General features: G+C 45.4%; 22 protein-coding genes. All 22 read right to left on the reverse strand.

What is annotated here, in order from left to right:
* Positions 1 to 167: 167 nt before the first annotated feature.
* The gene (gene der / locus IW644_RS09580; RefSeq protein ID WP_269917401.1) at positions 168 to 1,613 is read right to left on the reverse strand and encodes a ribosome biogenesis GTPase Der; all 1,446 of its coding nucleotides are present in this window, start codon (positions 1,611 to 1,613) and stop codon (positions 168 to 170) included.
* 345 nt (positions 1,614 to 1,958) lie between these two features.
* Positions 1,959 to 3,218 (reverse strand): outer membrane protein assembly factor BamB, encoded by a 1,260-nt coding sequence (bamB, locus tag IW644_RS09585; protein WP_269917402.1) that lies wholly within the window; start codon positions 3,216 to 3,218, stop codon positions 1,959 to 1,961.
* A gap of 44 nt (positions 3,219 to 3,262) precedes the next feature.
* Complete coding sequence (locus tag IW644_RS09590) at positions 3,263 to 3,883, reverse strand: YfgM family protein (protein ID WP_269917403.1); 621 nt, start codon at positions 3,881 to 3,883, stop codon at positions 3,263 to 3,265.
* Between the two features lie 12 nt (positions 3,884 to 3,895).
* On the reverse strand, positions 3,896 to 5,179 hold the full coding sequence (hisS, locus tag IW644_RS09595) for a histidine--tRNA ligase (RefSeq protein WP_269917404.1): 1,284 nt from the start codon (positions 5,177 to 5,179) through the stop codon (positions 3,896 to 3,898).
* Between the two features lie 82 nt (positions 5,180 to 5,261).
* Positions 5,262 to 6,380, reverse strand: coding sequence for a flavodoxin-dependent (E)-4-hydroxy-3-methylbut-2-enyl-diphosphate synthase (ispG, locus tag IW644_RS09600; protein ID WP_269917405.1), 1,119 nt, complete (start codon positions 6,378 to 6,380; stop codon positions 5,262 to 5,264).
* An 8-nt stretch (positions 6,381 to 6,388) separates the two neighbouring features.
* The gene (locus tag IW644_RS09605; protein ID WP_269917406.1) at positions 6,389 to 7,465 is read right to left on the reverse strand and encodes a RodZ domain-containing protein; all 1,077 of its coding nucleotides are present in this window, start codon (positions 7,463 to 7,465) and stop codon (positions 6,389 to 6,391) included.
* A 6-nt stretch (positions 7,466 to 7,471) separates the two neighbouring features.
* Positions 7,472 to 8,659 (reverse strand): type IV pilus biogenesis/stability protein PilW, encoded by a 1,188-nt coding sequence (gene pilW, locus IW644_RS09610; RefSeq protein WP_269917407.1) that lies wholly within the window; start codon positions 8,657 to 8,659, stop codon positions 7,472 to 7,474.
* A gap of 24 nt (positions 8,660 to 8,683) precedes the next feature.
* Complete coding sequence (locus IW644_RS09615) at positions 8,684 to 9,802, reverse strand: bifunctional tRNA (adenosine(37)-C2)-methyltransferase TrmG/ribosomal RNA large subunit methyltransferase RlmN (RefSeq protein WP_269917408.1); 1,119 nt, start codon at positions 9,800 to 9,802, stop codon at positions 8,684 to 8,686.
* A 316-nt stretch (positions 9,803 to 10,118) separates the two neighbouring features.
* Positions 10,119 to 10,550 carry a nucleoside-diphosphate kinase gene (gene ndk / locus IW644_RS09620; RefSeq protein WP_012519000.1) on the reverse strand — a complete coding sequence of 144 codons (432 nt, stop codon included), beginning with the start codon at positions 10,548 to 10,550 and terminating at the stop codon, positions 10,119 to 10,121.
* A gap of 277 nt (positions 10,551 to 10,827) precedes the next feature.
* Positions 10,828 to 11,238, reverse strand: a complete 411-nt coding sequence (locus IW644_RS09625) for a SufE family protein (RefSeq protein ID WP_269917409.1) — start codon at positions 11,236 to 11,238, stop codon at positions 10,828 to 10,830.
* A 54-nt stretch (positions 11,239 to 11,292) separates the two neighbouring features.
* A complete protein-coding gene (sufT, locus tag IW644_RS09630) occupies positions 11,293 to 11,826 on the reverse strand; it encodes a putative Fe-S cluster assembly protein SufT (protein WP_179984056.1) in 534 nt (177 codons plus the stop codon).
* 51 nt (positions 11,827 to 11,877) lie between these two features.
* Positions 11,878 to 12,234, reverse strand: a complete 357-nt coding sequence (locus tag IW644_RS09635) for a HesB/IscA family protein (RefSeq protein ID WP_269917410.1) — start codon at positions 12,232 to 12,234, stop codon at positions 11,878 to 11,880.
* 9 nt (positions 12,235 to 12,243) lie between these two features.
* The gene (locus IW644_RS09640; protein ID WP_269917411.1) at positions 12,244 to 13,461 is read right to left on the reverse strand and encodes an aminotransferase class V-fold PLP-dependent enzyme; all 1,218 of its coding nucleotides are present in this window, start codon (positions 13,459 to 13,461) and stop codon (positions 12,244 to 12,246) included.
* Complete coding sequence (gene sufD / locus IW644_RS09645; protein ID WP_269917412.1) at positions 13,458 to 14,714, reverse strand: Fe-S cluster assembly protein SufD; 1,257 nt, start codon at positions 14,712 to 14,714, stop codon at positions 13,458 to 13,460. Before sufD ends, IW644_RS09640 begins: the two co-directional genes overlap by 4 nt.
* A complete protein-coding gene (gene sufC, locus IW644_RS09650) occupies positions 14,711 to 15,472 on the reverse strand; it encodes a Fe-S cluster assembly ATPase SufC (RefSeq protein ID WP_269917413.1) in 762 nt (253 codons plus the stop codon). The genes sufD and sufC overlap by 4 nt, the downstream gene beginning before the upstream one ends.
* 3 nt (positions 15,473 to 15,475) lie before the next feature.
* Entirely contained in the window at positions 15,476 to 16,912 is a 1,437-nt protein-coding gene (sufB, locus tag IW644_RS09655; protein WP_269917414.1) for a Fe-S cluster assembly protein SufB, read from the reverse strand.
* 466 nt (positions 16,913 to 17,378) lie between these two features.
* Positions 17,379 to 18,545: an IscS subfamily cysteine desulfurase gene (locus IW644_RS09660; RefSeq protein WP_269917415.1), complete on the reverse strand. Its 1,167-nt coding sequence runs from the start codon at positions 18,543 to 18,545 to the stop codon at positions 17,379 to 17,381.
* A gap of 18 nt (positions 18,546 to 18,563) precedes the next feature.
* The gene (iscR, locus tag IW644_RS09665; protein ID WP_179984062.1) at positions 18,564 to 19,049 is read right to left on the reverse strand and encodes a Fe-S cluster assembly transcriptional regulator IscR; all 486 of its coding nucleotides are present in this window, start codon (positions 19,047 to 19,049) and stop codon (positions 18,564 to 18,566) included.
* A 225-nt stretch (positions 19,050 to 19,274) separates the two neighbouring features.
* Positions 19,275 to 20,198, reverse strand: a complete 924-nt coding sequence (locus tag IW644_RS09670; RefSeq protein WP_269917416.1) for an alpha/beta fold hydrolase — start codon at positions 20,196 to 20,198, stop codon at positions 19,275 to 19,277.
* Between the two features lie 50 nt (positions 20,199 to 20,248).
* Positions 20,249 to 21,703: a flavin-containing monooxygenase gene (locus tag IW644_RS09675; RefSeq protein WP_269917417.1), complete on the reverse strand. Its 1,455-nt coding sequence runs from the start codon at positions 21,701 to 21,703 to the stop codon at positions 20,249 to 20,251.
* Between the two features lie 162 nt (positions 21,704 to 21,865).
* Positions 21,866 to 22,690, reverse strand: coding sequence for a serine O-acetyltransferase (gene cysE, locus IW644_RS09680; RefSeq protein ID WP_269917418.1), 825 nt, complete (start codon positions 22,688 to 22,690; stop codon positions 21,866 to 21,868).
* A 6-nt stretch (positions 22,691 to 22,696) separates the two neighbouring features.
* Positions 22,697 to 23,455 (reverse strand): tRNA (cytosine(32)/uridine(32)-2'-O)-methyltransferase TrmJ, encoded by a 759-nt coding sequence (gene trmJ, locus IW644_RS09685; RefSeq protein WP_269917419.1) that lies wholly within the window; start codon positions 23,453 to 23,455, stop codon positions 22,697 to 22,699.
* Between the last annotated feature and the right edge of the window lie 244 nt (positions 23,456 to 23,699).

Below are 23,699 nucleotides of genomic sequence, written 5' to 3' on the forward strand. Positions count from 1 at the left end.
AAGCGTTGATATGAGAGAAGAAGTGAAACGTTTGAAAATAAAGGACAGCGTAAAGTCTACAACTAAGTTGTAATTATGACTCAACGAGGGGAAGAAAAGGAGAGAATAAAGGCGCTACTTCAACTGAACGAGAAATAACGCCTAAGTATTTAAGACGCTTTTGAAGCTTACTTTTTGTCTTTGTAGTAAGACATCATACGACGACGTTTGCGCTGCTGCGCCAAAGTCAGATTAGCTTTTTTACCTTCAAACGGGTTATTACCCTCTCTGAATTCAATCTTGATAGGCGTGCCCATAATCTCTAGCGCTCTTCTGAAATAGTTCATTAAGAAACGTTTATAAGAGTTTGGCAGGTCATCCACCTGATTGCCGTGAATAACAATAACAGGCGGATTATAGCCACCGGCATGAGCATACTTCATTTTCACCCGACGACCGCGAACAAGCGGTGGCTGATGGTCGTCCTGTGCCATTTCCATAATTTGAGTAAGCAAAGCGGTATTAATGCGTTTGGTCGCACTCATATAGGCTTCTTGCACAGATTCGAATAGGTTGCCAACACCAGAGCCATGAAGCGCTGAGATAAAATGGATACGCGCAAAGTCGACAAAGCCCAAGCGACGGTCCATTTCACGCTTTATATCGTCTTTCACGTCTGTGCTTAGCCCATCCCACTTGTTTACAGCCACAACTAGCGAGCGCCCAGAATTCAAAACAAAACCCAGTAAGCTTAAATCTTGATCAGTAATGCCTTCTCTGGCATCGATGACTAATAACACCACGTTTGCTTCTTCAATCGCTTGAAGGGTTTTTACAATAGAGAACTTTTCTACGGCTTCACTGATCTTTCTGCGCTTTCTTACACCTGCAGTGTCTATAAGGATGTATTCACGCTCGTCCCTTTCCATAGGGATATAAACGCTGTCACGAGTTGTGCCCGGCATGTCATACACAACAACTCGCTCTTCACCTAAGATACGGTTTGTTAGTGTTGATTTACCTACGTTTGGCTTTCCGACAATAGCTAGCTTAATAGGCAACTCTTGTAAACGCTGACGCTGAGCTTCGGCATCTTCTTCTTCCTCGGGCTCTTCGTCGACAATTTCCATGTCTGGGAAGTCTGCTTCCAGTGGCTTCAGAGCGTCCTGCAGTAACTGGCTTACGCCACGGCCATGTGCCGCTGCAATTTGCTTTATCTCGCCTAAACCTAGAGAGTAAAATTCAGCGCTTTCACTATCGCCGTCGATACCGTCAACTTTGTTGGCTACAACAAATACTTTCTTGTTTATGCGCCTGAGGTGATCGGCAATACCTTGGTCGGCGGGCAGCATTCCTGCCCTTGCATCAACCAAAAATAAAACCACATCGGCTTCTTCGATCGCCAACAATGACTGTTGCGCCATTTCGGCATCAATACCTTCTTCATCACCTGTAATACCGCCGGTATCAACAACAATGAACTGGCGCTTTTCAAACTTCGCTTGACCGTATTTACGGTCGCGAGTTAACCCTGGGTAATCTGCAACAAGTGCATCACGGGTATTAGTAAGGCGATTAAACAAGGTTGATTTGCCAACATTAGGGCGGCCAACCAAAGCAACAACGGGTAACATTTATCAGATCCTAAGGGTCATGAAAGCTAAAAAAGCACAAGCCACACACACCATGTAATCAAGCAACGTTTGGGAAGTTTATTCTCTAACGATTAAGAATATGTGATGAGGCTTTTAAGAATGCGCGCATTATACCTTGTTCACTACCTAATACCAATCCGCATAGATAATTGCCCACTCAGCGAGAATTAAAATGTTCGTTATCCCGGCTTGTTACCGCAGGCATAATGGTTCTACATCAAGGTAACGGTATTCATACAAAACTACGAATAGAATAGTAAATAAAAAGGGCGTTTTAGGTCACACCTAAAACGCCCTTAAAAGGATGTATTAAACTATGAAGTACTAGTTTGGCGCGCGTACCGAGACTACTTCGCCATTTCTTGTTACAGCAATAATATTACCGTCAACATTCAGCGGTGCTGCGAAAATAGCGTCGTCTTCATCGTCGCCGCCCACATCTAGTCGAGCCACTACTTCACCAGATTCTTGTTCTATCCAGTGTAGGAAGCCCCAATTATCACCCACTACAATATGTTCGCCCACTGGGGTCGCTGCAGTTAGCGAACGCTGTTTAAGCAGTCCTTGAGACCATAGCTCTACGCCATTTCGTCTATCAAGGGCATAAACATTAGAGTTGTTGTCTACAACAAAAATTTTGTTTCCATCGATATTCAGATTGCGGAATGATGCGTATTCGCGCTTCCAGATAACGCGACCTGAACGAAGCTCTACAGCGGCCAATGTGCCGTTATAAGAAACGGTGTAAATAGTTCCGCCATAAAGTACTGGAGTAGTATCAATATCGACAATACGTTCAAGTTCTGTCGCGCCAGAAGGCGTTCCGATGACTGTTTCCCAAGCGAGCACACCGGTTTCAATAAGGTTTACTTGAATTTTACCGGTCGGGGTACCCACGATAGCGCCGCCGTTTGAAGCAATGGGGCCTGAGATACCGCGAAGCGTTAATGGGGGCGTATCGCCTTCATGTCTCCACATTTGCTCGCCAGTTCGGGTATTAAAACCAAACAAACTCCCAGCGCCTGTGTTGACCACAAGGATCCCTTCATCGGCAGCTGGGGCTGCAAGAATTTCTCCAGGTACCGTTGCTTCCCATACAAGCTCACCTGTTTCTGCGTCCATTGCCGCTATGTAACCGTTTTCGGTACCTATGAATACATGTCTATCTGCAACAGAAATACCGCCAATACGCGCTGTTTCACCGCTTTGCCATAGCTTGGTTATCGAACTCAACATGCCTTCAGAGCGAAACTGTGCGAAGTCTTTTTGCCACAACACCTTTCCTGTTTCTGGCTCCATCGCAACAACGGCGCCATGGCGATCAGCAGCAAAAAGCTTGTCGTAAGCGTATACAGGGCGTAGACGTGAGAAATAATGGTCAACGCCATCACCAATATCACGGTTCCACACTAATTCAGGAGTAAACTTAGCTTCAATCGGCTTTAAACGACGAATTTCTAGTTCTTCTTCATCTGCAAACCAGTCTGAAATAGTAGAGCAGCCAGACATTGTGATAGACACTGCCAATGCCATACCTATCGTGCGAGCAAATCGACCTTTACGGCCACACGTGTTGTGAAACAAATTGCGTACCTCTTTATTATTTACACCAGCCCAGTGGGCATCGCTTACTGAGCAGCAGAAACCGACAGGTTATCTAACTTCATTTGTAAAAGCGGATTGTTGGCATTTTCTTCTAACGCATTTGAATAAGCTAAACGAGCATCGTCAAACTTGCCTTGTTTTTGATACACATCGCCTTTTAGTTCAGAAACCTCTGCTGCAAATGCGTCGTTAGTAACATTGCTTAGCGTAGACAACGCCGCATCAAGCTGGTTCATTTCAATTTGCACCCGAGATAAACGAAGCGACGCTAACATCTTCATTTCATCGTTTTCAGCAAAGGTAACAACGCTATTTAGATGCGAAGCAGCAGCGTCTAAATCGCCTGCTTCTACCGCTTGCTTAGCCGCAAGAAGACTGGCAATGCTAGCATAACCACTATCTTTATTTTCTTCGATGAAGGCCTTAACTTTTGCGTCACTTCCCTCGGTACCAAATGTTTCTACCGCATTTTGATACGCAACCGATGCAGCTTCTTTATTTTCAATTTGAGCTTCAGAATACGCTCTCCAGCCCCATAGGCCGCCTAAACCTAGCGCAGCGCCGACGATAATAGCTGTACCGTGCTCTTTCCAAAAACGCTTAATCGCTTCTACTTGTTGTTCTTCTGTTGCGAACTGTTCCATGATGTCCTCTATTTATTTTGCGCTCAGCATCTCTGCAACCTTATCAGATAAGGCATCAAAACTGACCGTAATTTGTTCTTGACCGTCGCGCAGAGGTTTAACACCCACTTCGCGAGACTGCATTTCATCATTACCTAAAAGCAGCGCTAAACGCGCGCCGGTTTTATCTGCACGTTTTAACTGTTTCTTAAAGTTTCCGCCGTCACAATGCATCATAATGCGAGTGTTAGGAAGGGTATTTCGAAGATGTTCTGCCACTTCAATAGCATAAGACTGCGCTTCATCACCCATTGCCGTTACATATACGTCGGCGAAGCTCGTATCTTGACCTTCTTCGGTTAGTGTAGTCAGCAACAGTACCAAACGCTCGATACCCATAGCAAAGCCTACCGCAGGTGTAGCTTTACCGCCAAGCTGCTCTACTAAGCCATCGTAACGACCGCCAGCACATACTGTACCTTGTGCACCTAGGCTATCGGTAACCCATTCAAACACAGTACGGTTGTAATAATCTAACCCGCGTACTAAGCGAGGATTTATTTCGAACTCGATACCTGCTTGGGTTAAGCGCGAACACAGCGTATCAAAGTGAGCTTTAGATTCTTCATCTAGGTGATCGATTAGCGCTGGCGCATCGGCAATAGCAGCTTGAACATCAGGGTTCTTAGAATCGAGTACGCGAAGTGGGTTTGTTTCAAGTCGACGCAATGAGTCTTCGTCTAGTTGGTCAGCGCGCTCTTTTAAAAATTCAACTAGCGTATCGCGATAAGCCGCACGCGCTTCGTTTGAACCTAAAGTATTTATTTGCAGCTTTACATGCTGTTCGATACCAAACGCTTTCCAAAAACGTGCGCTAAGAAGAATAACTTCTAAATCGATGTCAGGCCCGTCCATGCCGTAGGTTTCTACACCAAACTGATGGAATTGACGATAGCGTCCTTTTTGTGGACGTTCGTGTCTGAACATGGGCCCCATGTACCACAAACGCTGCTGCTGGTTGTACAATAAACCATGTTCGTTACCTGCACGCACACAACTGGCCGTCCCTTCCGGGCGCAGCGTCAAGCTGTCGCCATTTCTATCTTCGAAGGTGTACATCTCTTTTTCAACGATGTCGGTGACTTCACCGATAGAGCGTTTGAATAGGTCAGTGCTTTCAACGATGGGAGTACGTATTTCCTGGTATCCATAGCTCGCCACCACTTGACGAAGTACAGATTCTACCTTCTGCCATGTACCGGAAATCTCCGGTAGGCAGTCATTCATGCCTCGAATTGCCTGAATAGTCTTAGCCACGTGAAATTCTCATACTGCTAAATAGTGAAAAGCCCCGCATTATAGGGGCTTTGGGAATAAACAACAATGAACAAAAATTCTCTTAGTCTTTTACCGAGACCTGAATTTTGTTTTGCTCGCTCATGCGAGATGCCTTAGCTCGAATTCTTGCTTCTAACTTGTCTACCAAATCATCGTTTGGAAGGCGCTCTTTTACGCGCTTTCCATCTTCGTAAAGACCGCTCATATTGCGCGCACCTGTAAGGCCCAGATCAGACACTTCGGCCTCGCCAGGACCATTGACCACGCAACCGATGATAGACACGTCCATTGGGGTGAGAATATCTTCTAATCGTTGCTCTAGCGCGTTTACGGTGCCGATAACGTCGAATTCTTGTCTAGAACAACTGGGGCACGCAATAAAGTTAATACCACGAGAGCGAATGCGAAGTGACTTTAAAATATCAAAGCCAACTTTAATCTCTTCTACTGGGTCGGCCGCTAGTGAAACACGAAGGGTATCGCCAATACCTTCAGCAAGAAGCATTCCTAGTCCAACCGCACTCTTAACTGCACCAGCGCGTTGGCCACCCGCTTCAGTAATACCTAAGTGCAGAGGTTGATCTATTTTTTGCGCCAGCAAGCGATATGCGCCAACAGCAAGAAATACATCCGATGCTTTAACGCTTACTTTGAACTGGTCAAAATTGAGTTTATCTAAAATGTCCACATGGCGCATCGCTGACTCGACAAGGGCTTCTGGTGTGGGCTCGCCATACTTTTCTTGTAAATCTTTTTCTAAAGAACCGCCATTAACACCGATTCGGATAGGAATATTTTTATCTTTTGCGCAATCGACAACCGAACGTACACGCTCCATATTGCCAATATTACCTGGGTTTATCCGCAAACAATCTACACCGTATTCAGCTACTTTAAGCGCAATACGGTAGTCAAAATGAATGTCTGCAACAAGTGGTACGCTTACCTGTTGCTTAATTTCTTTAAAGGCTTCAGCAGCTTCCATAGTGGGTACCGATACGCGAACAATTTCGCCGCCCACAGCAACAATACGGTTTATTTGGTCGACAGTCGCAGCCACATCGGTGGTGCGAGTATTTGTCATAGATTGAACAGCAATGGGAGCACCATCACCAATAGGAACGTTACCTACATTAATACGCGTAGACTTTCGGCGCTTAATAGGGCTTTCTGCAAACATCTAATTACCTATAAGGGAAGTACAAAACGAGCTGTTCTACCATTTTGATATGGAGAAATATCAACAGCGTCGCCGTTAACTGATATACGCACATTATCCGGTGCGCCGAGCGTAACTTCAACAGGAGGAACGCCTTGAATTTCCATTACACGCCCTTTTTGCTTTACACCGTAGGCGATCGCCTCGCCCGAGGCGTCTTTAATATTAACCCAACAGTCATCGTCAAAGGTAAAAACCATTGAGATAGGCGAAGCTTCAGTTTGAGTGTTAAGAGCGGTATCAGCTAACGTTTCATTATCGCTACCTGCCGTGTTTACAAGTGCAGTAATATTGTTACTGCTATCAACTGCACTGTCAGGAGCAGAAATGGCGCCATCGTCAAGGTCGCCACTTTGGGTAAAACCATTATCCTGCCCATTTTCATCGCTGTTTGCACCTGCTAACTCAGCGTTATCAGAGCCTGTATTTGAGACATCATTGATTTGAGATGAGCCTTGCTCTGAACTTCCCGTTGATAGTGTGTTAGCCGACTCACCTTGTAAAGTTTCAGCACCGTTTCCATTTGCTGTTCTGGCATTTGAAGAAATTGGCGTGTTTGCCGCCTCTCTCTTTACGGCCTCATTTAGGGGCAGTTCAGCAACGGTGTCGTCGCTTGGCTGTTGATACCACCACACGACAACGCCAGCAATGATGAGAAGTAAAATCGCATAGGTAACCATCATCCAACGATCATCGTGTGTCTGTTTTGCGACACGTTTTGAAAAACTCTGTAGTTTTTCCGATGAAGGTACTGATGTTTGGTTGTGGAAGCGTTCAAATGCCTCAATAACCTCATGGGAGTTCATTCCCAATTGTTTGGCATAATTTCTTACGTAGCCTTTAGTAAAGGTAACTGACGAGTTCTCATCAATCACATCACTTTCTAAATCATTGATTTGTTTAGCCTTTAGAAACAACTTATCGGCAATATCTTGCTGAGACAAACCTAGCTTTTCGCGACGTGCTTTAAGCATTGCCCCTGGGCTTGGCGTATTTTCTTGTTGTTGCGAAGTAACTTCTTCATTCGCGTTTTCTTCTGACACCATTAAACCTTATTCCTCCTGCATACTTGGCGGTACTAACCAAAGTTTCTGACCAGCAATAATAGCGCCAGTATTTTCAAGGTTATTCCACGCTTGCAGTGTTGCCATTTTGATATTGTGCAATAAAGAAATACGATATAAGTTTTCACCCTCTTTTACTACATGGAATTTGTCGTCAGGCGCAGATAATTCAGTATTTTGCTCTGTATCTTCGGCTTCTACCATGGCAACCTGCTTTTTCTTACCACTTAGGGTGACGCTTGACTTATCAATCCGGGTTTTATTAGAAGGCACCGGCTCACTTGCACTTTCGCCAGTTTGCTTTTGAACGGCTTTTTCAGATTCTTGCTCAACAACGGGTTGTGCTGCCTTTTCCTGAGAAGAAGAAGCCTTGGATTTTATTACGACTTTCTTTTGAAGCGCGTCGCGCTGAACCAAATATCGCTTCGTAAGTTCACTTTCAGGGAACAGAGAAAGCAACATATCGCCATACCCTTTCGCCTTTTCCAAATCTTTCTTGCCTTTAGCGATTTCATAAGCCAACCACAATGAATCTGGTGTAACCTTGGCAACACGTTGGTATTTTTGAAGTGTTCTTTCGGCTAGGTCCCACTGCTCTGACACTGTATACAGTTCACTTAACAAGAATAGACTCTTACCTCGTGCTGGTTGGTGCTGTAAGGCATCTTTGAAGTAACCGATTGCTTCATCAAGCTTCCCTTGACTCTGCGCACACAAGGCTAGGTTTTCGTAGGTTTGCGCCGCGTTTGCGTAAAGACGGTTGTTAATTGCCTCAAAAAAATAAGCCTTGGCTTTATCGTATTCGCCATTTTGGCACTTAAACGCACCATAACTATTGGCAATATCCCCATCGTCAGGAGCGAGTTCAATGGCGGTTTTGTAATACTCTTCTGCTCGCAGGTTATCGCCTACCAGCTGGTAGTAATACGCCATAGCGTACTGAACGTCTGCAGAGTGAGGGTTAAACGCAAGCGCCTTGTCGAGGTTCTTTTTCGCCTGCGTGTAATTATTATTTTGGAGGTAAGTAAGGCCAAGAGACATGCGCGTCTTGGCGGCTTCTTCGTGGTCAAAGTCGCCACCATACATGCCTGGCTGGCTGTTGCTAACACAGCCAGCAGTGAGTATTACCGCGCTTAATAATCCAATTCTAAGTGAAGTTCGCAATCCTGCAATCATAGTCTTACCCTATTATCTTAATGATTATTGGGCCATTTTTACTGAAATTGCTTCGCCCTTCACCTGTTTTTTTAACAATCTTTTCGTTCTGTCTACTACATCGCCCACTAATTGACCGCACGCCGCGTCAATATCATCACCTCGGGTTTTACGTACAACAGTGGTAAACCCGTATTCCATAAGCACTTTTGCGAATCTATCGATACGCGAATTGCTCGAACACGTGTAAGGCGAACCTGGGTAAGGATTAAATGGTATTAAATTTATTTTGCTAGGTGTGTCTTTTAATACCTTTGCTAACTGATGCGCTTGTTCAGTGCTGTCATTAATGTTTGAAAGCATAACGTATTCTACCGTCACGCGGCCTTGGTTAGCTTTTGATTTAGCTAAATAGCGGCGTACCCCAGCTAAGAATGCTTCGATATTGTATTTCTTATTAACCGGTACGATTTCGTTACGCAGTTCGTCGGTGGGCGCGTGAAGCGAGATAGCAAGTGCTACATCAATCTGATCGCCCAGCATATCAAGTGCAGGTACAACACCAGAAGTACTTAGCGTAACGCGGCGCTTAGATAGACCGAAACCAAAATCGTCTAGCATGATGTCCATGGCCGGCACTACGTTTTTAAGATTAAGCAGCGGCTCACCCATGCCCATCATCACTACATTGGTGATTGGGCGTTTGCTTGAGTCTTTAGAAAGACCAAGGAAGGTAGCTACGCGCCATACCTGACCAATAATTTCGCTCACGCTTAGATTACGGTTGAACCCCTGTTGCGCCGTTGAACAGAAGGTACACTCTAGTGCACAACCTACTTGTGACGATACACATAACGTCGCCCGATCAGTTTCGGGGATCCAAACAGACTCAACTTCCTGACCACCCTCAAGGGTAAGTGCGAACTTAATAGTACCGTCGCTCGCTTCTTGGAAGTAAGCAATTTCAGGGGCTTTAATCTCGCAATTTTCAATCAGCATCGCGCGAAGGTTTTTATTGAGGTTACTCATTTCCTCGAAATCGCTGACACCGTGCTGGTAAATCCATTTCATTACCTGGTCGGCACGAAACGGTTTCTCGCCCATTTCCTTGAAGAAATTGCGCAAGCCTTCGCGATTTAAGTTTAATAAGTTAGTTTTTGCCATGAATAAGATGACCCTTTTACCTTCGAGGGATGCCCCTCTAACTGCTGAATATGGTGTAAAAACCAGCGAATCGTTTATGCCTTGAGCGGCATTAAAGAAAAAGAAATACGCTGATTAAAATTTGCGCGGATTTTACCACAGATGAGATATGAGAAAAAGTCGATTTAACGCAGAGAAACGTTAAGTTTGGTAATGCGCGAGAAACGTGGTTTAGCTTGCCTGAATGAGCCCCGAGAAAAGCAGCATAAAGCATGCTCAGACACTTACAAACAAAAACGGGGCCCTGAGGCCCCGTTTTCAACCTACCAGTCTTCGCTTAGCGAGTACGTGGGCAGATTTCTTCTTCAGAGAAGAAGTAAGCAATTTCACGTGCTGCTGACTCAGGCGCGTCAGAACCGTGAACTGCGTTTTCGTCGATTGACGCAGCGTAGTCTGAACGTAGTGTACCTGCAGCTGCATCAGCTGGGTTAGTTGCGCCCATGATTTCACGGTTAGCTAAAACAGCGTTTTCGCCTTCTAGTACTTGAACCATAACTGGACCAGACGTCATGAAGTCTACAAGTGCGCCGAAGAAAGGACGCTCTTTGTGTTCTGCATAGAAGCCTTCTGCTTGCTCTTTGCTCATGTGGATCATCTTAGATGCCACAATGCGAAGACCTGCAGATTCGAAACGGTTGTAAATTGCACCGATTACGTTTTTAGCTACCGCATCAGGCTTGATAATCGAAAAAGTACGCTCAAGAGCCATGTTCTCTCTCCAAACAAATAGTGTATGTATCTTTAAATTTTGGCCGCGAATTATAGGCAATTAATAACGGCTTGACCAGCGCCTTTTTAAATTAGGCGTAACGTATTGTTTTTACTTGTAATGTAGTGTCAGATTAACCCAATAGCTATGACAATATGATGACAATGTATACATTATTGTGCGAAGGCAGATATTTTAAAGCAATAATATCTGCACTCACTATGGCTGCTATCGGTGGTTTACGTGAAGTTGGATTAACTGGCCCAACGATAAGGCTTTAAACGTTAGCTTTTGCAAGCTCTTGAATTTTACCCACGATAGCGCGTAAACCATTGCCTCGGGTTGGGGTGATATGACGCTCGAGATCCAACGCTTCAAAATAGCCGTCGATATCAAACGCTAAAATATCCTTTGGCGTTTTGTCATTATAGGCGGCAAGTACTAGCGCTAGTAACCCTTGAACAATAACGGCATCGCTGTCCACGTCAAAATTGATTTTGTTACCGTCGTAAGACTCTACCAACCACACGCTACTTTGACATCCTTTTACTAGACGTTCAGGAGTCTTAGCATCTTCTGGTAAACCCGGAATAGATTTTCCTAAGTCAATGATGTACTGATAACGCTGTTCCCAATCGTCGAAGAACGCTAAATCATCAATAATCTCGTCACTGCTAGGTAGTTGCATTGCTATTTCCGTAATTGTGTAAAAAGAATTATAGGTAGACGGTATATTAACCGCTTAAAAGAACAAACCCGCTTCAAGCTGTGCTTCTTCACTCATCATGTCTCGTGACCAAGCTGGGTCGAAAACCAACTCAACGTTCACGTTTTTAACATGTGGCACCATAGCCACGCGATATTCAACATCACCGACTAACACTGGGCCCATACCACAGCCCGGTGCTGTAAGCGTCATATCGATATTTACGGCACCAGATGCTTGGTCAATATCCACCTTATAGATAAGGCCGAGCGATACAAGATTAATTGGAATTTCTGGGTCATAGATAGTTTCTAAAGCATCCCACACTTGCTGCTCACTGATGTTCCCATCCTCGGGAGCGTCAAAGCTTAGCGTCATGGCTTTACGGCCAATTGCACCAGCGTCGGTACCGTCAATACGGTACATATTACCACGCCAGGTTACGGTGTAATTACCACCTAGCTCTTGCGTGATATTAACAAACTCACCTTCGGGTATAACGGTGGGATTGCCTGCAGGAACCAAACGTGCCTTACATTCACGCTCGGTGGTCACCATTTTTTGCTTCATAAACGACTTTGTACTCTTGGTAATACTGGTTGTGGGTTATGTACGCAGGTGTTAGCCCACGTTGAAGCTTTCGCCACACCCACATTCATCAACCACATTAGGGTTGTTGTACTTGATGATGCCATTCACACCTTCAGTCACGTAATCAATTTCTGTATTACGCAAAAGGTCTGTTGCATCAGCTGCGACAGCCACATTCACAATAGGAGAAATCTCTACAATTTCATCCCCTGCTTGTGCGCCATCAGCGAAATCAAGCACGTAAGCATAACCCGTGCAGCCGCTTAATTTGGTTGATAAACGAATTAACTGACCAGGCTTGTCTTTAAGCTTACTTTCGAAATGCTTAACGGCACTGTCAGTTAGCGTAATGAGCTTTGTACTAGGTACGAAAGTTTCAACACTCATAATGCCTCCTTAGGCCAACATCATTTTTGCTTTCTTAAGCGCAGCGAATAAGCTGTCTACTTCTTCAAGCGTATTATAAATTGAGAACGACGCACGGGCGGTGCCCGGAATACCAAAGCGTTTCATTAACGGCTGTGCACAGTTATCGCCGGTACGAATTGCAACGCCTTGCCTATCCAGAATAAAGCCAACGTCTGCGGGGTGAGCCCCATCAAGTAAGAAGCTCAGCACCCCAACTTTATTAGGAGCAGTACCTATAATACGCATGCCGTCAAGCGCTTCTGCTTGCTCGGTAGCGTAGGCAAGTAGCTTCTGCTCATGTGCGTGCAGCGCATTAATATCAAGGGCACTAAACCAATCTACTGCAGCCCCCATACCAATGGCTCCCGCGATGTTGGGCGTGCCTGCTTCTAAGCGGTTAGGCAATGCGCCCCATGTGGCTTCATGGTAAGTCACATCTTTGATCATCTCGCCGCCAACCTGCCATACAGGCCAGGTTTCAAGCACCTCTTTTTTGCCCCACAAGCAGCCTATACCCGTTGGACCGAAAAGTTTGTGCCCGGAAAATGCGTAAAAGTCACAACCAATATCTTGTACGTCAACGCCGCCGTGAGCAATGCCCTGAGCGCCATCTACTAATACCCATGCGCCAACTGCTTTCGCTTTTTGAGTAAGTGCCTTAATTGGGTTAACTGTGCCTAACGCATTCGATACATGGGGAAAAGCCACCAGCTTAGTGTTTTTAGATAGCAACCTGTCAAATGCTTCAACATCAAGCTCACCACTATCGAAAATAGGCACAACGTTTAACGTTGCACCCGAGCGGCGGCAAGCTTGCTGCCAAGTAACTAAATTAGCGTGGTGCTCCAGCTCGGTCACCATCACTTCATCGCCTTCAGCAAGTAGCTGACTTAAACCATTAGCGACAATATTAATAGCTTCAGTGGTACCGGCAGTCCAAATGACTTCTTCGCGAACGTTAGCGTTAATAAACGTAGCAACGCTGGTACGTGCATTTTCGTAGCGGCGCGTGGCTTCATCTGATAAATGATGCGCTCCGCGGTGCACGTTTGCGTTCGTACCCGTGTAAAAATCTACCAAGGCGTCAATCACCGCCTGTGGTTTTTGTGTTGTTGCCGCGTTATCGAGGTATACCAGCGGTTTGCCGTCTACCGTTTTCGATAAGATAGGAAACTGGGCACGAAGTGCTGCAACGTCTAAACTCATTTCACCTCCATCTGGGCGAAACGCTCGCTTAAGATAGGCGCAAGCCACTCACGTACCGCTACGTTTGGCACATCGTTAATAAGCTCTTGAATGAAACCGAAGTTCAGCATGACCAGTGCTTTACTACGCGGAATACCACGAGTGAGCATGTAGTATAGGGCTTCTTCTTCAATCTCTGCCACCGTCGCACCATGAGCACATTTTACGTCATCGGCGTAAATCTCAAGCTCAGGCTTAGTATTAATAACGCCTCGGCGAGATAGCAATAGATTGCGGTTGTTAAGCTCAGCGAGTGTTTTTTGTGCGTCGCGATGAATATGAATACGACCGTTAAATACCGCCCGGGCCTTATCACCCACTATACCGCGCGCGTTTTCTTCTGTTGTACCATTTGGCATAGCGTGCTCAATGGTTGAGTGAAGGTCGAATAGCTCGCCTTCTGCCAGAAGATAAATAGCGTTCATTTTCGCGTCAGCGAATTCACCAGCATGGTGAATATCGACGTCTAAACGAGATAACTCACTACCATAACCCACCATAGTGCTATTAAGCGTGGTGCGGTTATGCAGTTTAAAGTGGCTACCGCCTAACTGCTTGGCTTTGCCAGTAAACATGGCAAAACGATAGTGCTCTAGGTGAGCATCATCCGCCAAATCATATTCAGCGAACGCCGTGGTTAGGCTTTCAGTATCACCGAAACCTTGCTCGATAACAGTGGCGCTTGCACCTTCTGCCACCTTAACTACTACTCGCGTGTGAGCATCGACATTTTGTGAAGCCATATTCACGATGCGAATTGGCGTGTCGATTTTCACGCCGGCTTCAACACTGATAAATATACCGTGTTGGCAAAGCGCGTCATTCACCAAACCAAACATATGACGGGTTGGCTTAACTTGACCGTAAACACTGCTAATAGCTTGCTGTGTAGCTGTATCGTCGGTATTGAGCGACGTAATTGTCATGCCAGCAGGCACGTTCAAGGTGTTTACTTGCGTTACCAATACACCATCAACGAAAATCAAGTCGATAGCATTCAAGTTTTCTATTGCTGGAACTGGCAGGCTGTCTGCTTGGACAGCTTGTTTCGCTTCACGCTTTTCTACAGGCGTGAGCGGCGTAAAACGCCAGCTCTCGCTTCTACGCGCTGGCCAGCCGTCAGCTTTTAACTGTGTTAAGGCCTGTTGACGCACGGGCGATAAATAATCGTCGCGCTGTGCGCTATCAATGACCTGTTCTAGCCATTGACTCATGCCTCAGCCTCCTCGTACGCTTTACCTAAAAATGCATAACCGCTCTTCTCTACTTCTAGTGCAAGTGAAGCGTCGCCGCTTTTCACGATTTTGCCGTCAGCAAGAATGTGTACGAAGTCAGGCTTAATGTAATCAAGAAGACGCTGATAGTGGGTTACAACGATAAAGCTACGCTCACCGTCGCGTTGGCTGTTAACGCCATCTGCAACAACCTGTAACGCATCAACGTCAAGGCCTGAATCAGATTCATCTAGAATGCAAAGCTTTGGCTCTAGCAAAATCATTTGCATGATTTCGTTACGCTTCTTCTCACCACCAGAGAAACCTTCGTTCACACCACGCTTTAGGAAATCTAGTGGAAGCTGAACTTGCTTACAGGCTTCTTTAGCTTTTTTAAGGAACTCAGCGGCCGATAGTGGCTCTTCGCCGCGCTCTTCGCGCATAGCGTTTACCGACTCTTTCATAAATTCCATGTTGCTAACGCCAGGAATTTCTACTGGATATTGGAATGCCAGGAAAAGGCCTTCGCGGGCACGTTCTTCTACTTCAAGTTCAAGTAGGTCTTTGCCATTAAGCGTGGCTTCGCCTTCGCTTACTTCATAACCGTCACGGCCAGATAGCACGTAACCTAGTGTACTTTTACCGGCTCCGTTGGGACCCATGATAGCGTGTACTTCACCAGGTTTAACTTCAAGGTTAAGACCCTTAATGATGTTTTTCTCTTCCACGCTGGCATGTAAATTCTTGATACTAAGCATTGATTACCCCACTGAACCTTCAAGACTAATTTCGAGCAGCTTGCCGGCTTCTACGGCAAATTCCATTGGCAGCTCTTTGAATACTTCTTTACAGAAACCGTTAACAATCATAGAAACGGCTTTCTCTGTGTCTAAGCCACGTTGCTGACACAAAAATAATTGTTCGTCGCTCACCTTCGATGTTGTTGCTTCGTGCTCAACAATAGCGGAAGGGTTACGGCTTTCGATATACGGGAACGTGTGAGCACCACATTTATCACCGATAAGTAACGAGTCACATTCGGTAAAGTTACGTGCACCGTCTGCGCGCGGGCCCATTTGAACCAGACCGCGATAAGCATTGTTACTGTTCCCTGCTGAGATACCTTTAGAGATGATGGTCGACTTGGTATTTTTACCCACGTGAATCATCTTAGTACCGGTATCAGCCTGCTGACGACCGCGAGTTAGCGCTACTGAATAGAATTCACCCACACTGTTGTCGCCTTTAAGTACACAGCTTGGGTATTTCCACGTAACCGCAGAGCCCGTTTCAACCTGTGTCCAAGATATTTTCGCATTGGTATGCGCTACACCACGTTTAGTAACGAAGTTGTAGATTCCGCCTTTACCGTTCTCATCGCCTGGGTACCAGTTTTGTACCGTTGAGTACTTAATTTGAGCATCGTCCATCGCAACAAGCTCTACCACTGCTGCGTGAAGCTGGTTCTCGTCACGCTGTGGCGCTGTACAACCTTCAAGGTAGCTTACGTAGCTGCCTTCATCAGCAACAATCAAGGTACGCTCGAACTGACCCGTGTTCATTTCGTTTATTCGGAAATAAGTAGAAAGCTCCATTGGGCAACGTGTGCCTTTTGGAATATAAACAAATGAACCATCAGTAAATACAGCGCTGTTTAGCGCAGCGAAATAGTTATCAGTTCGCGGAACTACTGAGCCGATGTATTTTTTAACAAGATCAGGATACTTCTGAACGGCTTCAGAAATTGGGCAGAAAATAACGCCTGCTTCTTCAAGCTTCTCACGGAATGTTGTAACAACCGATACTGAGTCAAATACCGCATCTACCGCAACGCCCGCTAACATTTCTTGTTCGTGCAGCGGAATACCCAGTTTTTCGTAGGTGCGCAGTAACTCTGGGTCCACCTCGTCTAACGACTGAGGTTTATCTTTCATACTCTTTGGTGCCGAGTAGTAAGAGATGGCTTGATAGTCAATTTTTGGGTAGTCGACGTGTGCCCAGTCTGGCTCTTCCATCTCTAGCCATGCATGGTAAGACTTCAAACGCCATTCAAGCATCCATTCAGGCTCGTTTTTCATTGCTGATATGCGGCGGATAACCGACTCGTCCAGGCCGCTCTCAAACGTTTCAGATTCGATTTCTGAATAGAAACCTGCATCGTACTTTCTTTCTAACGCCTGTTCGATCTGTTCACTCATGTTGGGATCTCACTTGTTTGCCTGCATTTGCTGCCACAGCGCTTTCTACTTAACTGGCAAATAAATCACCCCACGGTCTTGGTAATTTATGCAAATCTTCAACTTCAACAACTTTATTTATCTGGGTTTATCCCCTAAAGAATTGTTGAAACTGCCAGTTACATTGCGGACAGCCTAAAATTTTGGTGCCGTAGTATATAATACCCGACTATTTCACTCAAATATTCAGCCATTAATTTATGGCCACTTACATGTTCTAAACGCTGCTTGAAGCTCAATTTCCTTCAAGCTCGCATTAATTTTCGTCCACATTCCCTAAAATCAATAGAATGTGTTAACACAACCTACGCCTTGTCCCGAACAATAACGCTTGCCCAAATCTGCGCTCTAATGGTTGATCCGGCTCTACACTAAGCTCTGTTTTTAGCGCTTAGCCAAACACCTATCTAATCGACTATTAAAGCGTTTAAGCAACAACCGCTTGGCGCAGTCGCCTTGTTACATCAACGACTTTGTTTACTACGTAATCAATGTCTTCTTGGGTCGTAAAACGCCCTACGCTAAAACGTATACCTGCATGAGCCAGTTCATTACTGCGGCCAATGGCTTTTAGTACATAAGAGGGCTCTAAACTCGCTGACGTACACGCCGACCCTGAAGATACGGCTATGTCATTTAAGCCCATCATTAAACTTTCGCCATCTACACCCGCAAAGCTTACATTCAATATACCGGGTATGCGCTGCGTGGCATGCCCGTTTAAATAAATATCGTCAAGTTGTTGAAGGCCCTGCCACAGCGATTCACGCAGTTTTAAGATGCGCGCGCTGTCCTCTTCCATTTTTGATGACGCCAGTGCAATAGCTTCACCCATTCCTACAATTTGATGGGTGGCTAAGGTACCCGAACGCATGCCGCGCTCGTGACCACCGCCATGAATCTGTGCCACTAAATCGATTTTAGGGCGACGACGCACATATAAAGCCCCCATCCCTTTCGGGCCATAAATTTTATGGGCTGATATCGACAGTAAATCTATCGGAAGCTCTGACAAATCAATCGCTATCTTGCCCACACTCTGCGCGCCATCTACGTGAAAAAACACGCCTTTTTCGCGACAAAGTTGCCCAATGGCTTTGATGTCTTGAATAACGCCAAGCTCGTTGTTCACGTGCATGACCGATACTAAAATAGTGTCTTCACGCAACGCGTTTTCTAGCTCTTTTAAGTCAATTAACCCGTTTGACTGAACTTCAAGATACGTAACTTCAAAGCCCTGGCTCTGTAAATACTCACAGGTATCTAATACCGCCTTGTGCTCGGTATTTACAGTAATAATATGCTTGCCTTTGTCGGCATAGCCTTGCGCAATACCTTTAATGGCGAGGTTGTTTGACTCAGTTGCGCCCGAGGTAAAAACAATCTCTCTAGGGTCGCAATTCAGCGCGTCGCTAATTTGATTTCTAGCAACATCTACCGCTTCTTCAGCCATCCAGCCGAAGCGGTAGCTACGAGAAGCCGGGTTACCAAAGTTACCTTCTAGCGTTAAGCATTTTGCCATCGCCTCGGCCACACTCGGGTCTACCGGTGTCGTTGCTGCGTAATCTAAGTAAATGGGTGTTGATAAAGCCATGCGTTACTCAATACCAATTTAAAGTTGAATACTTACTTCGATATCTTTAGTGATATGACGAAGTGATGCATTACCGTCCTGACGACCGGCCACTTCCTGCACATCGCGCTTAGCCATTAGTTCACCAAGCGTAATCGAGTTCAAAAATGCGGCAATACGGTCGCTTAGGTCTTGCCACAAGCTATGGGTTAAGCAACGATCTCCGCCTTGGCAATCGGCTTGCCCTTGACACCGCGTAGCATCAATAGACTCGTCGACGGCGCGAATGACTTCGCCTATTGCAATGTCACTCGCTTCGCGGCCCAATAAATAACCACCACCGGGCCCGCGAACACTGTCTACTAGCTGCTCTTTACGCAGTCGAGAAAAAAGCTGCTCTAAATAAGATAAGGAAATTTCTTGTCGTTCTGAAATATCGGCAAGAGGCACTGGACCACGCTTTGAATGCAAAGCGACATCAAGCATTGCGGTTACCGCATAGCGCCCTTTAGAAGTGAGTTTCATTGAATTCTCCCGCCGTTTTGTAGTGCGGGAATTTTCACATACCCGACTAAAATGGTCAAGTATAAGACCTAGTAATTTAGTCAGGTATTATTGATGTGTGTAATCGCTTTTGTTTATTAGAGATTTAAGCTCTGATGCATTGTAACAAAAAGCACATTTTAGCGGTGTTTTTACTTTTGATTGCGCTCTTTAAAGAATGTGTATTTTATACGCAAAAATTCACGTTTATAATGCCCGCTGACCATTAGTATTTAAGTGGATATGAGCAAGAATACTGTCTGCTATTCGATGTGACTGGATATTATCAATTTGATGACGTAACCCTCGCAGAACCTGGTGCTTGGCGCCAGATATAGCTTTAGCAGTTGCAGCGCCACCACTTGGGTGAACCATACGATCGACGTCGCCGTGAATCACTAACGTTGGTGTTTTAACGTTTCTAAGCATTGGTGTTCGATCACCTGATTTCATGATTGCACCAATTTGCCGAAACAGGGCTTTTGCATCACTCTTACCACCATTGCGCTGCCATGCTAATTTCGCATACTGGTGCCATTGGTTTATGGCATCTTCAGCCGCCGCATCGCCTATATGGGTCATCATTGCTATATAATTTCTTACCGCATCATTTTCACTTACTGGTGTTTTTGCTCTTGCTAAACGCCATAGCGTTGAATACGACGGCTGACCTACTTTTCGACTCCCAGTGGTAGAGAAAATAGACGTCATAGATTGCACTTTTTCTGGGTAAAGGCTCGCGAGAGTTTGCGCAATCATCCCTCCCATAGACATTCCAGCAACATGTGCGCTTTCAATATTTAGCGCCTCCAAAAGTTGGGCTGTATCTTCAGCCATACGCTCCAGCCCGTAAGCCCCTTTAGGCGCCTTGCCTCTTAGTTGCTGAAGGAGAGAAGGATACGGTGTGTTGCTGCGCACCGACTTTCCAGCATCGCAATTGTCGAAGCAAATAACACGGAAACCACTGGCCACTAAGCGTTCTATTAGCGCTTTTGGCCAGTAAACCAGTTGAAGGCCCAACCCGACAATAAGTACGATTGTCTCACTGTTTTCACCACCATGTTCGGCATAACAGAATGTATCACCGTTATTTAGCGTTACGAATTGCTCTTTATGCTGGGCTAAGCTCATATAAATATTCTCGTTTAGTAAATACAGGGTATCGCATAACGCTCAAAACTCTATTCGAATTTAAGAGCAGGATCGTCTACCCGCCCTTTTCGGAAAATCTTTACATCTTCTGCATAATTAAACGACATTGACCAGGGATAATGCATACCTTGTCGGGGTAACTTATCTAATGAACGCTGAATGTAACCGGCCCCGAAGTTAAGTAACGGCTGTGTTTCCATATTCGGCGTGGCAACGGGTGTACATGCTACATAATCTTGTTGCTTCATATAATTCAAAAGACGCGTAAGGTGCTCACATAACAAACCTATTTTTAAGGTCCATGAAGAAGATGTATAACCAACGGCAATGGCAAAATTAGGCACGCCACTAAGCAGCATACCCTTATACGTAACGCAATCTGAAAGCGTAACAGCTTTCCCATCTATTTTAGGAACTAATCCACCTAATGGCAGAAGATTTAAGCCGGTTGCCGTTACTATAATATCGGCATCTACATGCTGCCCCGAATTGAGTTTAATTCCCGATTCGGTAAATGCATCTATCGTATCCGTTTCAACAGACGCTTTTCCACTTGAAATTGATTCGAATAAATCACCACCTGGAACTGCGCAAAGCCTCTGCTCCCAGGGGTTATAAGGTGGGTTAAAGTGAGTATCTACTGGATACCCTGCTGGTAGCATCTTTGCATTAAGACTGCGTATTATTTTGCGCGCACGATGCGGAAAGCGCTGACAAAACCCGTACACCCAACGCTGTTTCGCTATATTGAACCGACGCGCAGCTTTAAACGCTGTATCTTCACTAAACCATGCGCGTAAATATTTTGCGACCGGATCATCAACGGGGACAGGCAATACATAGGATGGCGTTCTTTGCAGCATAGTCACGTGCGACGCGCTTTTCGCTAGTGCGGGAACTAGCGTCACCGCAGTCGCACCGCTACCTATCACCACTACGCGTTTGTTTTCGTATTCTAGATCTTCAGGCCAGTGCTGAGGGTGTACGATTAGCCCTTTAAAGCGGGATTGCCCCTTAAAGTTTGGGGTATAACCTTTGTCATATCGGTAATAACCTGATGCATTAAATATCCATTTTGCAGCGATTTGTTCTTGCTGTCCGCCTTTTTCTGACGATAACGTTACTCGCCAATATTTATTATCGCTTTGCCAATCTATATCCACGACACGAGTCAAAAAGCGTATATGTTCCTTAATCCCATTTTCAACAGCGGTCTCTTCAACATAGGCTTTAATTGACGCGCCATCAGCAATAGCTTTTTTCTCTTTCCACGGTTTGAAGTCGTAACCAAAGCTAAATAAATCGGAATCTGACCGTATACCCGGATACTTAAATAAATCCCAAGTTCCGCCTAGATCGCCCCTTGCCTCAATAATTGAATAGGACAAGTCAGGGCATTTGTTTTGAATGTGATATGCACAGCCAATACCTGAAATACCCGCTCCTACGATCAAAACGTCTAAAAGTGGTAACTCGCCCTGCATAACATCCCTGAAAAGTCATAACTAACGTTATCACAATGTATGTTGGAGCCTTACGCGAGTCAACACAGATGTTAAATCATTGTAAAAGCAGTCTTTTGGTTACTGTTGCAGTATAGAGGCAGAATTTCTGTAGCCCTATTAGAATTAAATAGGGCTTAAGCTTTAAATTGCTGGGTCGAAGGATGAATGGGCTTTTTCGCGCTCTTGAGTTTCTGTTAAATCAAAGCCCGTATCTGCGAAATCCTCAGCACTGATGTTGTGTAAATTATCGGTACACACGTCACCACCTAGTGACTGAATAACCTTGCACATCTCTTCCACTTTCGTATCCATTTGATGCATGTGCTCTAGCATAATTCCCATAGCATTAGCCACTGGGTCAGGGTTATCTGGCGCGACTGCATAGGCATCAAAACCATATTTTTGGGCAATTTTATCGCGCTGAGGATTTACCGTGGCATTTGACTCTTTTTGCTTAGAAATAATAATACGACCGGGAATGCCGACTGCTGTAGCGCCGTCTGGAATATCTTTAACAACTACAGAATTGGACCCTACTTTGGCATTTTCACCAATGGTAATCGGCCCTAAGACTTTAGCCCCCGCCCCCACGACTGCGCCATTTTTAAGGGTTGGGTGGCGCTTGCCGGCTTTCCAGCTAGTACCACCAAGAGTCACCCCATGGTATAGGGTAACATCATTGCCAATTTCGGCGGTTTCACCGATAACGACGCCCATTCCGTGATCGATAAATACCCGTCGTCCCAGCGTTGCCCCTGGATGAATTTCAATGCCCGTAAGCCAACGACTAAACGTTGATAAGGTGCGTGCCAACCATTTCCATTCTGCCTTCCACAATTTGTGGCTAATTCGATGTAGCCACACAGCATGAAGGCCAGGATAGTTGGTTAATACTTCAAAGGTATTTCTGGCCGCAGGGTCGCGGTGAAAAACGCCTTTTACATCATCTTTAATACGGGCAAACATAACTGCTTACTCTTTCTCGTTTTTGTTTTCGGCAGTGTCTGTGGGGTTAGCGTTTTTAACCGATTTGTCGATAGACGCCAGTATTCCGCGCAAAATATTAAGCTCTTGAGATTCAGGACGTGCGCGGTTAAACAAGCGGCGTAGCTTAGTCATTACCACACCTGGGTGGCTTTTACGTATAAAAGACGTGCCTTCAAGCGTAGTTTCCAAATGGGTATAAAAACGCTCTAAGTCCTCATTTAGCGGGTATTCTTCTTCAACGCTTGGATAAGTTTCGCGATTTAAATACGCCATGCGAATTTCATAACACAGTGTTTGAACTGCAGCCGCTAAGTTAAGCGAGCTATATTCAGGGTTAGCTGGAATGCACATATGGAAGTGACATTGCTGCAATTCTTCATTCGTCAAACCACTGTTTTCACGGCCGAAAACCAAAGCTACCGGGTACTTTTCTACTTCTTGTACAAGCTTTTCTCCGCAATCTCGGGGGCCAAGCATAGGCCACGAGTGAGTGCGCGAACGCGCTGACGTTCCTACCACTAAGCCACAGTCTTTAACAGCTTCTTCTAATGTTCCTACTATTTTAGCATTTGCCAGTACATCGCCCGCACCTGCTGCTAGAGCACTCGCTTGACCATCGGGTTCATTTACTGGGTCAACAAGATAAAGGCTACTCAGGCCCATGGTCTTCATAGCACGCGCTGTTGAGCCTATGTTTCCAGTGTGAGAAGTGTTAACCAAAATGATGCGAATATTTTCGAGCATGCGTGTGATACCTACGTACTTTTATAAATAGATGATATTCGCGAACGCGTATCACCCTACAATCTTAAATAATTTCAAGTTTATCATAGCGGCAGTATAGAAGGCTATGAGCAGCTCACGTCCCCTAAAGCTACATTGCATGCTATATAATTTTTTGAATCGGCCAGTTTGCCCCTTCCCCCACGGCTCTTATTGAGGATAATTCCAATCAGTGTTGAAAAAATACGGGATATCGTTAATTGTT

It is taken from the genome of Alteromonas sp. PRIM-21 (assembly GCF_027563165.1).
GTDB classification, from domain to species: domain Bacteria; phylum Pseudomonadota; class Gammaproteobacteria; order Enterobacterales; family Alteromonadaceae; genus Alteromonas; species Alteromonas macleodii_A.